This is a genomic window from Mucilaginibacter daejeonensis, from assembly GCF_020783335.1.
Classification (GTDB): domain Bacteria; phylum Bacteroidota; class Bacteroidia; order Sphingobacteriales; family Sphingobacteriaceae; genus Mucilaginibacter; species Mucilaginibacter daejeonensis.
Map to the genome: position 1 here is coordinate 2,786,881 of NZ_CP086068.1, position 13,564 is coordinate 2,800,444.

A 13,564-nucleotide genomic window follows, 5' to 3' on the forward strand; every position below is an offset into this window, starting at 1 on the left:
ATTAATGATCTGATAATAAAAGTGTTATCTGAAACGTTAGCAAAAATTCAAAAATATTGAACATTGAGTTTGGCAATTCGGTCCAGATTTGTACTTTTGTCCCCGGAGAGATGGCAGAGTGGTCGATTGCGGCGGTCTTGAAAACCGTTGACTGTTAAAGGTCCGGGGGTTCGAATCCCTCTCTCTCCGCTGAAAGAATAAAAACGAAAAAAGCCTTAAATCAATTGATTTGAGGCTTTTTTTTCATGCCCTACCAGTTCAGGAATGACTCCCTGTTCTCTTGCGCGAACTCGGTGAACGAGCGAGGCTGATGGCCGGTTAGGCGAAGCACCTCCTCGCCAAGGTCGTGATCATGATTCTTGGCCACCACCTCTGCGTATTGTTGGATAAGCCCATTGGCTAACCAACGGGATGCTCCGGTCGCCCTTAATAACACACGGAACGCAAATGAAGGCAGGTGAACATAACGCACTTTTTTGCCTATCGCTTTAGCGATTGTCGAAGCGGCATCTTTCATATTCAATACCTCCGGACCATTCAAATAGTAGGTAGCCCTTTTGTGGTCACCTTCGGTCAACACGTGGTAGGCTACCCTGCCTATATCCTGCGCATCAATGTACCCTACCAGTCCCTTACCCCCTACCTGCGGCAGGTATCCTTTAGAGATGGGTTTGGTCATGGTCAAAAAGTTCTGCATAAAAGCGGTCGGCTTCAGTATCGTCCAGGGCATTCCCGATGCACGCATGTAATGGTCAATGTGTGCATGGGCCTGTGCCCAGGGTACGGACGACCGTAAATTTGCGTCGGAGGCTGATACCCTTACAATGTACGTTATCTGCTCTTGCCTGGCCACATCGATCGCTCGCTTTTCACTTTCAAGCTGATCTTCATTGGGCGGACTGACCAGGAACAAGGTGGTGCAGCCTTTCATGGCCGATCTAAGACCCTCTGCGTCTTTGAAGTCGCCAAGCACTGCATCCATGCCTTGAGCACGTAATTTTTGCAATTGATCCTCTTTCCGGCACATTGCCCTGAAAGCTTTCTTATTCTCACTAAGCAGTTGACAAAGCTTTTGTCCGATCACGCTTGTTGCTCCTGTTACTAAGATCATAACTTATTTATTTATAAATCAATTAAATATTAATACTGAGTTCTTTAGACACCTCTAACTATTCTGCAAACCGCAACCCAAAAGTGAACACCGGTCACTTTTGGTATAAAAATTTTTATGCCTTCATTCCATTCACCACAATGTCAGCATAGATCTCCAGCAGATCCTGTCGTTTCAGTTTGACGATCTCTTCTATAAATACCTTCTTCGCTTCTATAAAATTCATCAACCCCATACAACTCCCCCATATGATGTATGTGCAGTAAGAAGGATCCAATTCTTTTTTGATGATGCCCACTGATCGGCAACGCTCTAAATACTCGGTAAAATAGTTCTTGATCTCAGAACTGATACTGAGGTAGCTCTGTATATTGCTTTTAAAGTCGGGGCGTTCCATGTACACGAACAATTCAAAATACTTCGGATACTTAAGATAGTACCTGTAGAACGCCATCACCAGATCCTTTAAATTCTTTAAAGGATCACCTTCCTGCTCTGCGCAAGCCTTAAAATGCTCGAGCAACACACTTAATGCTTTTACGCTAAGCTCGGCAAGCACATCGTCCTTACTTTTATAGTACTTGTATATGGTCCCTTTAGCAACATCAAGGTGTGCGACCATCTTATCGATCGTGAGATCCTGAGCGCCCACCTCTAATAATACGCGGTCGGCAGCATCAATGATCTGTTGCTCTCTTTGCGACTTGGGAAGATGTTTTGTTCTCTTGACCATAAAATGACCGTCAGTCACTTTTCAACCATTAACAATTTGCTTTGTTTGAAATTTTCTTTCAGCAGCGATCTTTAGCTGTAAATTATCTTCCAAAATGATGATCGGCAAAGCGCACAAAGTTCTCCCAATCGTAAAGATTTAGGTCGTGGATGCCGGTGCGGAAGTGATAGCCGATAAATGAGTTGATGATCGGTGTATTGACCGGTGGTGGTTCGGTGGGAATGTTGACCAACCTTTGATAGAGCTTATACACCGGTAAGGCATTCACCAACGAAAGATATGAGCCTGGAGGGTCGGCCCACCGGTCTTCGGTGGCGTTGGTGGTATAAACCGGACGCGGTGCCAACAAGGCGATCAACATATGCTGATCTACCGGCAGGTCATCTACACGGTCGCTATATTGTTTATAGGTATTGGCGAACCAATAGCCGAACTGCTTGTTGATCAGGCTAACGGTCTCACCGTATCTCCGACGCGCCAAGGAGGCACCGGTACTGCCTGAACAACTGCTGAATATAAGTGCAAAACGTTGATCGAGTGCTCCAGCCCATAGTGAGGTCTTCCCTCCTCTGGAGTGCCCTACTAAAGCCACCTTATGAGCATCCACATCCTTATCGGTCTCAAAATAGTCCATTACCCGGCTGGCGGTCCAAGCCCATGCACCGATAGCTTTCATACCGTCTTCTTGGGTTAATAGTTCGGGGAAGAGCTGATCAAGCACCCCATGCTGGTAGGCGTCCTTTTTGTCGGGAGCAGCATCACCTACCTGAAAGGCCGCTATGGCATAACCTTTTTCGATCAGTAACTCGGCCGGCCAAAAGGTGCTTTTCACCGCTCGCGTGGGGTCGGTGTTCCTTTTACTGCGGTTATTGATGAGCAAGAACACGGGCGCAGGCTTTCTCATATTGTTAGGAACGAACAGCACCAGCGGTACGGTCACCTGCTTACCCTTATTCCAGATGTGAATGGCCACCTCTTTCAGGCAGGCCTTACCGCCCATGGCATCGGCCACTTTGTTGGTCAGCACGTACGTGGCACTATCAAGATCTATGGGGGTTTGCCCATACACGTTGGCCTTGAACAGGTTCACGATCTCAGGCCTCCGCTCCTTTTCCCAGTCCTTTTTGTTCTTTACCAACTGCCCATTAGCCTTCAAAAGCACGTTGGGCAACGTATACGACGGAACAGCGGCCTCATCATAGTTCACGGTCTCGCCCATAAATCTATCTGTTTTTTGGGCAAAGGTTGGGGTAATGGTCAGTATATGAAGTAACGGTGTGATCGCTATCCAACGGAATCTTTTCATTTGAATATCAGGTTGTGTATCTACATTCCTCATATCACCAATAGCGCTTTCATTCGAACAAGGCGAATAAAAGCGCTACCAGGTAGTGGGCATATTTTTATTTGATCTGCACGTTCATCAACTTCAGCCATCCTTCGGCCGTCATGTCACCGTTAACGGCGAGTTTGATGCCGGGCTTGTTGTCTTTTTGAGTATCGACGATAGCCACCGCCCAGGTGTAAGTACCTGCCGGCAGCGTCACGCCGGCCTTTAGTTCATACCTTGAGGGTGCATTCTTGAGCCAGGTAGAAGGCTCGGCCTTGTCATCTACCAATATCTTTTTGACAGCACCTGAGGCATCAAGCAAGGCAAAGGCGACTTTATATTTGTAGTTCCACTGCGGGATATTGTTAGGGAAATATCCCCAGCCCATGTTTCGCCAGCGGTGCGTAATGGTCGCCTCTTCCCCACTTATCAAATTGTCGGGTAGGTATACCTGATCGGGGTACAAGCGGTAGCCCCCCTCGGAGGTAAAGCGCTGCACCAATGAGAACGACTTGGTGAACCAGCTATCGATCTCGCCTACCCGGAAATCCATCATATTCACTGCAGCTTCTAACGACGTATCGAACTCACCCTGGCGCACATCCTCAGGATGGTCCTGACGATACTTTTTGCTGGGGTCGGTCCAGTAGCTGTGTGTGCCGGTGGTGATCCAGCCACCTTCCATAATGATCGGGCGTTTGAAGTTCCATGTCTTGGCAAAAGCTCGCTCCCAGCTCTGGTAGTAGTCGGTCATACCAAAAGCGTCCTGACGAAGACTGTAACCCTTGTTAATGGCTTTTACCAGTAATCTGTCGCTGTTCACATTGGCCGCACCCCAACTGGCTGGGTGCCCCACCAAACGGTGGTAGTTGATCACTAACGGCACCTTGGTAAAGTTCTGGCTGTACAGATCGGTCACCCAATCAAAGGCTTCCTCTTTGAGCTTTTCGGTATTGGCGCTAACGGCAGCACCTATCTCCTCGTAGATCACGTTGTGTGCCTCGCCCCATTTACCTAAGCCATACGCATCAATGAACGCCGTTTTTTGCGGGTCGTTGAAGTCTTTGGCCAGCTCTGTGATGAATTTAGCATAGTACTTTCTAAATATTGCGTCCTGCGGGTAAGGCGTTCTCCGCTGTGGGAACGATGAGTTCTCGAGGTAATACTTAGCACCGGCATCGAACACGAACTGTGGGGTATTAAGGCCCTGATCACGCCCATCTACCACGATTCGGAAAGCGATCGGCACCCCGCGAGACGCTGCCCCCCTGATCAGTTTGCCCAAACCCGAATTGGGCTCGCGCCAGGCATAAACTCCATCGCTGGGGTTCAGCTTGGCCCAGCTGGTGCGCACGTAGCATGCCGATGCGTAGTCTATAGCCTTGACCGTTTTGCCCAGGTCGGGTACATAATAGGTGTTGTCCCAATACTTCTCATCATCGGCTCCTGCGTACATCACCCACCCATTCAACGGGTTCCTGAACACGGTGCTGCGGTTGTAATTGGGTTTTACTAAAGTACCAGATATAGCGCTAGTGTCGGTCTCTGCATCTTTTTTGCAGGATATGGAAAGCACGCATAGCAATGCGGCTAACACATTAAGCAGCATTGGTCTTTTTTGGGATCTTCTCATTTTAGGTTTATATGGTGTGATGGTGTAGCCTATCTCCTGTCGGCTAGTATGGTCATGTTGCGCAGGTCAATGATTAAAACATTGGTTCCTGTAGGTATGGTGTAGTAGGAATTTCGCTGTGCACTTGTTGATCCGCCTGACAGAGGGGCGGACGTTCCCAGCGTTAATGATAACTCCTGTGCAGCACCCGCCGCAGTGAGCGGAGCACTGAACGCATAAGCCAGGTTCTTGTTATTATCGTTGCCGCCATACACGATGAATTTGGTTTTGCCAACGCGGCCACCGGTGTACACCAGCACCTGCGGATCGGCAAGGCTTACGTTACAGTCCATTTTTATAGGTGTACCAAAGCTATTGATGGCACCGTGCATCCAAAGTTCGGATACGGTGGTAGTGAAGGTGCTCCACTGCACCACCTTGGGGCTAAGCGCTTTTGCCGGCGAATAAATAGTAGCGGTTCCTTTTTGCATATTGATCACTATACGGTACTCACCCGCGGTCTCGATCTTCCAGGCGAATGGTGTTTCGCTCAGTTTAACGCCGGTAGCAGTGCCATCCTTCAATGCTGTGCTCCCATCATTGGCAGTGGCATAAAAGGTCTTGCCGCTGTTCTCCATCACGATGTTCAGGTCGCCAGGCTGCAGTTTGAGCAGGTAAGCATACTGGTTTGGATCTTCCAGCGTTTTTTGCATCTCGATCCTTTCAGCGCCTACCGCGCCGCCGCCTAAAGCCACCCTGGCCGGCACCACGTTCACGGTGATGGTACGTACTTCGGGCGCTTCAAAGGTCGGGCCGCCTTCCCATTGCGCGGTAACCCTGAACTCCAGCGTGAACGGTTTATTGGTAGCTACCTTCCACTTTTGAGCAGCCCAGTTCAGGAGCTGCTCAGACGTGAAACTTTTGCTAAATACGCCATCATCCTCATAAGTGGTGATCGCGGTAGCCGAGCCAAAATTATTGCCCACCACATCCAGCTTGGTGATGTAGGTCACCATGTGATCGTCTGACTGTGGTCGTGCTTTTTCCCACGAGAAGGTGATGATGTCTTTCGCGCGGTCATTTTCATCCAACGATATCTTCTCGGCCGAAGGACGCACCGTCAATGTTTCCTTTACCCTTTCAATGTCATTGATCTCGTGCTTGCAAGCCGCCAGCAGGGCCAGCACCAATACCATACACCCTGTTTTGAACAGGTATTTAGCTTTTTTCATGCGATTACTTCTTTGTGATATATAAGTGGTTCGGTATAAATTCTATCGCTATCTGCCGTAGCCTGGGTTCTGTGGGAACGGTGCGTCACGGTTGGCATCAATAATAGACTGTGGTATAGGCCATAGAATGTTGTTGGCCGTGATCTTACTGCTTATAGCCGTATTGTAAGTACGCACCCTTTCCACCAACTTATTCGTACGCACCAGGGTGAACCTACGGCTCTCCTCTCCTATCAATTCGCGTATGCGCTCATCCAATAGCATATCCATGGTCATTTGGCTTGCGTTGATCACTGATGCGCCGGCACGTTTGCGTACCTCGTTCACAGCTTCGGCGGCTTTACCTGGATTGTTCTGCCCCAGATAGGCTTCGGCCAGCAAAAGGTAGGTCTCGGCCAAACGGAACTTCATACGGTCCTTGTAGCTGCCGGTCAGGCTCAGGTTCTCGGCACGGCCGTAAAAGAACTTGGTAATGGCTGGGAACAAGCTTTTGGTCGAGAACCAGGTCTGTTCGGTGATATTGGCTTTTTTGCCCACCAAAGAGGTCTCGTTAGGATTGTTGTAGTACCAGTTGCGTTTGATGTTGTAGTTGGAGTTGCGGATATCGGTAGACTCGAAAATGCCGGGAACGTTGCCGGTAGCGCTGGTACCTGCTGTACCTACCCACCATTTCATGGGCGTTAATTGTGCTAAGCCACGTCCGCCTAAGGTGTCGGCCAGTACAAAACCGGTGATATCGGGGTACTTAGGATTCCAGGCACGGCGGGTCCAATCGTCAGAGTTGGTGCCGCCGCCAATGGTGTTGAATTCAAATTGCAGCACCCAGATGCTTTCCCGGTTACCGTTCTTCAAACGGTTCTGGTTGTTCTCCACGAACAGATCGCTAAAAACATCGCCTGGCTTGTCCTTGGCTGTGCCAAAACGGTTCTTCATGAGGCTATAGTTACCGCTGTTGATCACCGCTAATGCCGCTTGCTCCGCAAGTGGATACTGACCTTGCATGAGGTACATCTCGCTCAGTAAATGCAAGGCGGCCCATTTGGTCAGTTTGCCATCCCTTACCTGGTCAGGGTTAGTAGGCAGGTTATCCGATGCGAACTTCAGGTCATCAACGATGTGGCCCAGCACTTCAGCCTTAGGCGTGCGGGTGAAGTTGAGTTTGAAATCATAAAGAATGGTTTCTACGTAAGGTACATCGCCGTACAGGTACACCAATGTACGGTAAGCATAAGCCCGGAAAAAACGTGCTTCGGCCTGGAAACGTGCCTTGTCATTGGGCGAATCCCAATTGGTATTCTTATCTGCATATACCAGCATCAGGTTGGCCGACGAGATCAGGCTGTAGGCCCAGTTCCAATAGGTACCCACAAAGCGCTCGGCCGGAGTAAGCGTGAGGTTGGCGAAAGCCGTGAGCGAGGCATCGCTGTTGATCACGTCGGCAATGTCGGTACCGGCCTGTAGCGCCTCATATGGGCACGCGCCGTTGTGCAAATAAGCGCCACCCTCACCAAAAGTGTTATACTCTGAGCGGGTCAGTGCATACAGGCCCGCACTGCCCACTTCAAAGCCATAGGTGCTGGTAAAGGTATTGGTAGGCGCCAGTTCGGTCTTGAGTTCCTCGTTCAAAAATTTTTTACACCCGCCTAATGACACGAGTACGATAAGCGATAAGCTTGCTTTGATGATCTTTTTCATGTGTTACGATCGCTTTGATTAAAAATTCACGTTTAAGCCAAATACTAAAAGGCGGGCAGTTGGGTACGATGCCATCCACGTATTATCATAATTGAGTACCTGCCTGATGTTAGAGAAAGTGTACAGGTTATTGACGCTTAGGTTCATGTCAACACCGCTCAGACCTAACTTGCGTGCTACGCCGGTGTTGAGCCTGTAACCGAAGGTGATGTTCTTGATCTGCACGTAATTCACCTTTTTGTAAAAGCCATGCCCAAAGGTGTTGTTATAGCCAGGTGATACAATAGTAGCGCCTGGGTTCTCTGGTGTCCAGTAGTTAGCATTGTGTACATAGTTGGTGATGCCGAAGGTCCATGAGCCAAGATTGGCCACGTTATCATCGCGCCAAACACCGAAGGTTCCGGTGGCCAATGCCGACATATAGAAGTTCTTGTAGCTTAAACGGTTAGCTAATGACGCCGTGTAACGTGGCATTTTTGAACCAATGATCACCCTGTCGCGCGTATTGATGAAGCCATTGCCATCAACATCCTGCAATTTGGCCGAGCCGGGCGCTGCACCGGTCTGTACCTCGCGCTGGGCACCACTGGCGTCAGTATAAAAGAACTGATCCCCGCGTTGCCATATGCCCACCATGTTGTAGTCGTAAAAAACACGCAGTGGCTTACCAATGAACCAGTTGTTGTTGATATCGTCCAATCCGTCGCCACGCAATTCAATGATCTTGTCGCGGTCAAAAGAGAACACCACGGTAGAGTTCCATTTGAAATTCTTATGATCGATGTTGGTGGTGTTCAGTGTTAACTCTAAGCCTTGGTTCTGCGTCTCGCCCACGTTGTCCCAAATGCGGCTGTAGCCATTCATGATAGGCACGGTGCGGGTCATGAGTAGGTCTTTGGTCCGCGAACGGTACGCATCGATACTACCGCTGACCCGGTTGTTGAATATCTGAAAATCGATACCGATGTTACCGGTATAGGTGGTCTCCCATTTCAGGTTAGGGTTGCCTACGCCATCGCCCGCCAAATACGCGGTGTTAACAGCGGTGCCACCATCGCCCCAAATGTATTTTACACTCGAGTACAAACGATCGAGCGTACGGTAAGGTGTGATGGCCTGGTTACCGTTAGCACCGTACGAAAGGCGCAGCTTTAGCATGCCCAACCAGTTCACCTTGTTCTTCAGGAAGCTTTCCTCGCCAATATGCCAGGCCACTGCTGCCGAAGGAAAGAAAGCATACTTGTTATTGATACCGAAAACCGAGGCACCGTCAGACCGGCCCGTTAAGGTGGCGATGTAGCGGCCTTTGTAGCCATAATTCAAACGCCCCATGTATGAGATCAAGGCCGTTTCAGAAAGGCTTGAGGTATTGGTGACGTTACGTGCAGCGGTATTCATCATGAAATAGCTGGTATCATCGGTCACGAAGCCTTCGGCACTTTGCGACGCGCTCACGCTTTTGGTTTGCTGCATACTGAACAGGCCTGTTGCGTCAAAGCGGTGATCGCCCACCTGGCGCTCGTATTTCAAAATGTTCTCCCAGGTGTAGTCATTATAATGGCTGTTGCTGATACTGGCCCTGCCGCCCACCAAACCTGCCTGCTCACGACCGTCGAAGGTATCGCGGCCATAATACGTGCCTGTAAATACGCTGCGGTAATTGTAACCAAAGTTGGTGCGGGCCGATAGCCCCTTAAGCGGCAACTGGATATTGGCATAGGTAGACAAGAAAAAGTTACGGTTGATGCGGTCCTGATCAGCATTGACATTACGCATCGGATTCACGATCAGTGAGTACTCCATAGGTTCGGGCACGTAATAACCGGCGGCGTCCTTGTAGCTGCCGTAAGGGCTCTGCTTAATGGCATGCTCAATATTGGGTTGCACGCCGCCATCGCTCCGTTGAGTGAATTGCGTACCCACTCCTATGGTGAGCCATTTGTTGAATGTTTGATCAATATTGGCCGTCATGTTCAACCGGGTAAGCGTGGAGTTATACACCACACCATCCTGTTTTAAAGCGGCAACGGCAGCCATATATTTGGTAGCCTCCGTACCGCCCGATATACTGATCTGATGATCAGTGGTGATGGCCTTACGGAAGATGTACTTTTGCCAGTCGTTGGTGATGCCTTTGGTGTAATTGCCCCGCTCGGTAACGCTGATGATGTTACCGGCCACCGGGTCAAGCTGATCGCCCGTGTAGCCTTCGCGCAAGCGGCCTATATCCTGCTGGAAGCGAATGTATTCATTAGGTCCCATTACATCGATGCGTTGCATGGGTTCAGCCACTCCGATCTGGCCACGGTAACTCACCGTTGGCTTACCGGCCATCCCCCGTTTAGTTTGGATAAGGATCACCCCATTAGAGCCCCGCGAACCATAAATAGCCACCGCCGACGCATCCTTTAGTACAGTAAGGTTCTCCACGTTATTAGGATCAATATCCACCAGCGAACCGCTATAAGGTATACCATCCAGAACGATAAGCGGCGAGTTGTTGGCCGAAAGCGAGTTCTCGCCACGGATAAGCAGCGACTGATCTTGCCCCGGTGCGGCGTTGGATGTGGTGATATTAAAACCCGCTACCTGACCGACCAGACGGTCCATCAGGTTGGGGGTAGATACCATGCCCAACTGCTCCTTGCCTACCACGGCCAGGCCGCCGGTGAGGTCTTTCTTTTTGGCGGTACCGTAACCTACCACCACCAACTGGTCAAGCATCCTGTCGCCGCTCATGACCACGTTCAGCACACCTGACGTTGGCACCTTGAGTTCTTGTGCATCAAAACCTACATAGGTGAATACAAGGGTTGCCGTGGGCGATACCTGTAAGGTAAAGTTACCCTGGGTATCGGTCTGGGTGCCGGTAGAACCACCTTTGACCACCACCGAAACACCGATGAGCGGGGCCTTGCCTGAGTCGGTCACCTTTCCGGTAACTTTTATCGTATTTTGTTGGGAATAACCAGAATTTGCTGCAAATATCAGCATCACCAGCATTAGCCAGCGTTCGAATTTGATGTATACTTCTTTTCTCATTTACAATTTTTATAGGTGTGTATTTACTTCGCAATTGCCCTTAAAGGCCGGATAGGTGTTCGTTCATTCTTGGGTTCGTCTTCAAGATTGGTTCGATAGATAACAGGATCACAGGGCGCTTTGGAAGCCGCTCAGCCCCTTACGACAAGTGATCCCTCACGGTCAATTAAATTTTAGATGAATGCTTAATTGGCTATCGGTTAACCGATAGCTTCGGCTACATGGTAATTCATGCGCCCTGAGCGGGAATGGATAGAAACGGATAAATAAAAGCAGTGTAGATCATTTGCCATAATTTGGGGTCGTTTGGTTCTTGTTGTTGATGTAACTGGTGAAGCAAATTTGTTAAGTAATCGCGCCACCGTAGCCCCACATATCCGTCATTTAGGGGGTACTTTTTCGCCAAATGATGAATAATCACCCTATTCGAATGACAACCTTGACCAACTTTCAAAATCACAAACACCTGTCCAATAAACGTTTATATTAAATAGCCTTGTCATCAACCGGGTAATACTTCTTGATAGCGATCTCCCGGAAACATGAGCCATATTAATTGGAAATTAAACCAGCATAAAATAAAAAAGCAGGCACCTATGTGATGCCTGCTTTTTTATTCGAGACAGCGATATTTACTGCGCCGTTATCTCAATGATGGAACTGGTGAGCGCTTTTAAATGCCAGCTATTGAGATCGAGGCCTACTTTCATCAGGAAGTCGCCGGTGTAAACGCGGCCATTATCAGGCAGGATCGGTTTGGCGCCGGTCATCATGTTGATCTCTTCCACCTTGTATCGCTTTGCGGCATCAAGTCCCTGAAGTTTTACCCGGTTAACGGTCTCCCGTTCGCGAATATTCAAATTATAGTTGAACAGTACTCCCTTTGACCTGGCGCTGTCCACATACATGAGCACTGCACGGTTCTCCTGATAAGGCGAGATCAAACGATACAGGTCACCGTACCAGATCACGTCACTTAAACGCTTGTAGTTCTTGATCGCCTGCTTGCTGAAGGTCAGTTCTTCTGCGGTCATTTTCTTCACGTCGATATCGTAACCCAGCTTGCCCATCATGGCCACATCGGTACGGAACTTTAACGATTGTTTACCCCATGAGGTAACGTGAGATGCGATCACATTAGCTGGGTAAAAATTGCTGTAACCCCATTGTATATAAACGCGTTCCAATGGGTCGGTATCATCACTCGCCCAAAACTCAGTGAAGTATTTCAGTGCTTCATAATCGATGCGGGCACCACCGCCCGAACACAACATGATCGGCAGGTGTGGATGCTTGGCACGCAACCGCTTGAACACCTGATACAAATTAAGCACGTAGTCCGCATACAGGTTCGACTGCTTGTCCTTCAAATAAGGCGACCAGGTGTTGGTCATGATGCGGTTACAATCCCATTTAATGAACGCCAGACCCGGGTTCTTGGTGATCAGGTCGTCCATGGTCTGGTACACAAAGTCGGCCACCTTGGGGTTGGCCAGATCGAGCACCATTTGGTTGCGCTGCTCGTCCTCTTTACGGTTAGGCAGGCGCAAGATCCAGTCGGGGTGCTTTTCGTAAAGCTCACTTTTGGGGTTCACCATCTCAGGCTCGATCCATATGCCGAACTTGGTTCCCTTTGCTTCGGCCTGTTTAATCAGATTCCCTATGCCGTTGGGCAATTTGGTCTTGGTCGGTTGCCAGTCTCCCAGACCGGCCTTGTCATTACTACGAGGGTATTTGTTTCCGAACCAGCCATCGTCCAATAAAAAAAGGTCGACACCGAGGTTCACCGCATCATCGAACAGGCCGCTCAGCTTCTGTTCATCAAAGTTAAAAAAGGTGGTTTCCCAATTGTTCAATAGTACCAGGCGTGGCTTGTGCCCGTCCATAACATCATGATCACGTGCCCAGGCGTGCAGGTTACGGCTGGCCTGTCCTCTTCCATTGGCCGAATAAGTAAAGATGAAAGCTGGCGTGGTAAAGATTTTGCCAGCAGCCAAACGGTAGGCCGACGCATAGGGATTGATCCCCGATATGACACGTAAGCCGTTGTTTTGATCCGTCTCGAAGTGGAAGCGAAAGTTGCCTGTCCACGCTAAGGTGCCGACTATGACCTCGCCCGTGGTCTCGTCCGAAAGCTTGCCTAACGACAATAGGAACAGCGGACTTTGGTACATGGCTGCCCGTGTGCCCAACTTAGAGTCGATCTGTTTGATGCCGCTTGTCAGCTTCGATTCTTGCATCTTCATTTCGGCGGCCCAATCGCCGTGGTACTGGGTCAGCCAGTATTCGCGCGCATCAAAGTTGAGCATTGACGATGCATAGTCATTAAGCACGATCTCGCCCTTTTCCCCATTGATGATCTCGGTCCAGCTTTTGATCACATCCTCTTTTATGAAGGCCTGATAATGAAGTTTTACGGTGATGGGATGCTTAGGATCTTTAAGCGTAACGATGGTCTCCGTGCAACCTGCGGTCGGCCTTTCAATACTTTGTTTTGCGAACAACAGTTCGATCGACGGGTCACCATCAGCGTGGGTCACTCTGATCGCAGGTTGGAAAGAGTCTTCCATACCTCCACCTACGTAAACTTCTCTGCCTTGCGGCAAGGTCATGTTGTCGGCACTATTAAGGAGCCTGGCCCCCAGATAATTCTGATACACACGACCGTTTTTGCCTACGCTCATGATCAGCGACGTATGATCGGTCTCAACAATGATGCGCTGACCCAGCTGGGCCTGTGCAGTACCACATGCCAGCAGCAGCGCAATAAAAAGGTTGTACTTATTCATCAGGTATAATTCTATTAATG

The 13,564-nt window shown here is 49.4% G+C and carries 8 protein-coding genes and 1 tRNA gene; 1 reads left to right on the forward strand and 8 read right to left on the reverse strand.

All coding sequences use genetic code 11. The features are described 5' to 3' along the window. Positions 1-104 precede the first annotated feature (104 nt). A tRNA-Ser gene (locus LLH06_RS11750) sits at positions 105-189 on the forward strand. 61 nt (positions 190-250) lie between these two features. Here LLH06_RS11750 and LLH06_RS11755 read toward each other — a convergent pair. From LLH06_RS11755 to LLH06_RS11790, 8 genes are all read right to left on the reverse strand, one after another. Then, positions 251-1,111 carry an SDR family oxidoreductase gene (locus LLH06_RS11755; RefSeq protein WP_228169486.1) on the reverse strand — a complete coding sequence of 287 codons (861 nt, stop codon included), beginning with the start codon at positions 1,109-1,111 and terminating at the stop codon, positions 251-253. Between the two features lie 115 nt (positions 1,112-1,226). Next, complete coding sequence (locus LLH06_RS11760) at positions 1,227-1,844, reverse strand: TetR/AcrR family transcriptional regulator (RefSeq protein WP_228169487.1); 618 nt, start codon at positions 1,842-1,844, stop codon at positions 1,227-1,229. Positions 1,845-1,926: 82 nt separating this feature from the next. After that, positions 1,927-3,150, reverse strand: coding sequence for an alpha/beta hydrolase family protein (locus LLH06_RS11765; protein WP_228169488.1), 1,224 nt, complete (start codon positions 3,148-3,150; stop codon positions 1,927-1,929). 97 nt (positions 3,151-3,247) lie between these two features. Then, entirely contained in the window at positions 3,248-4,807 is a 1,560-nt protein-coding gene (locus tag LLH06_RS11770; protein WP_228169489.1) for a DUF4832 domain-containing protein, read from the reverse strand. 29 nt (positions 4,808-4,836) lie between these two features. After that, the gene (locus LLH06_RS11775; protein ID WP_228169490.1) at positions 4,837-6,018 is read right to left on the reverse strand and encodes a SusE domain-containing protein; all 1,182 of its coding nucleotides are present in this window, start codon (positions 6,016-6,018) and stop codon (positions 4,837-4,839) included. A 48-nt stretch (positions 6,019-6,066) separates the two neighbouring features. Then, positions 6,067-7,713, reverse strand: coding sequence for a RagB/SusD family nutrient uptake outer membrane protein (locus LLH06_RS11780; protein WP_228169491.1), 1,647 nt, complete (start codon positions 7,711-7,713; stop codon positions 6,067-6,069). Positions 7,714-7,731: 18 nt separating this feature from the next. Continuing rightward, complete coding sequence (locus LLH06_RS11785) at positions 7,732-10,755, reverse strand: SusC/RagA family TonB-linked outer membrane protein (protein WP_228169492.1); 3,024 nt, start codon at positions 10,753-10,755, stop codon at positions 7,732-7,734. 632 nt (positions 10,756-11,387) lie between these two features. After that, positions 11,388-13,544, reverse strand: a complete 2,157-nt coding sequence (locus tag LLH06_RS11790; RefSeq protein WP_228169493.1) for an alpha-galactosidase — start codon at positions 13,542-13,544, stop codon at positions 11,388-11,390. Between the last annotated feature and the right edge of the window lie 20 nt (positions 13,545-13,564).

What these genes read in the sequence shown, in the direction of transcription:
- LLH06_RS11780 (WP_228169491.1), bottom strand. Translation starts at nt 7,713, where the DNA reads ATGAAAAAGATCATCAAAGCAAGCTTATCGCTTATCGTACTCGTGTCA.
- LLH06_RS11760 (WP_228169487.1), bottom strand. Translation starts at nt 1,844, where the DNA reads ATGGTCAAGAGAACAAAACATCTTCCCAAGTCGCAAAGAGAGCAACAG.
- LLH06_RS11775 (WP_228169490.1), bottom strand. Translation starts at nt 6,018, where the DNA reads ATGAAAAAAGCTAAATACCTGTTCAAAACAGGGTGTATGGTATTGGTG.
- LLH06_RS11790 (WP_228169493.1), bottom strand. Translation starts at nt 13,544, where the DNA reads ATGAATAAGTACAACCTTTTTATTGCGCTGCTGCTGGCATGTGGTACT.
- LLH06_RS11755 (WP_228169486.1), bottom strand. Translation starts at nt 1,111, where the DNA reads ATGATCTTAGTAACAGGAGCAACAAGCGTGATCGGACAAAAGCTTTGT.
- LLH06_RS11765 (WP_228169488.1), bottom strand. Translation starts at nt 3,150, where the DNA reads ATGAAAAGATTCCGTTGGATAGCGATCACACCGTTACTTCATATACTG.
- LLH06_RS11770 (WP_228169489.1), bottom strand. Translation starts at nt 4,807, where the DNA reads ATGAGAAGATCCCAAAAAAGACCAATGCTGCTTAATGTGTTAGCCGCA.
- LLH06_RS11785 (WP_228169492.1), bottom strand. Translation starts at nt 10,755, where the DNA reads ATGAGAAAAGAAGTATACATCAAATTCGAACGCTGGCTAATGCTGGTG.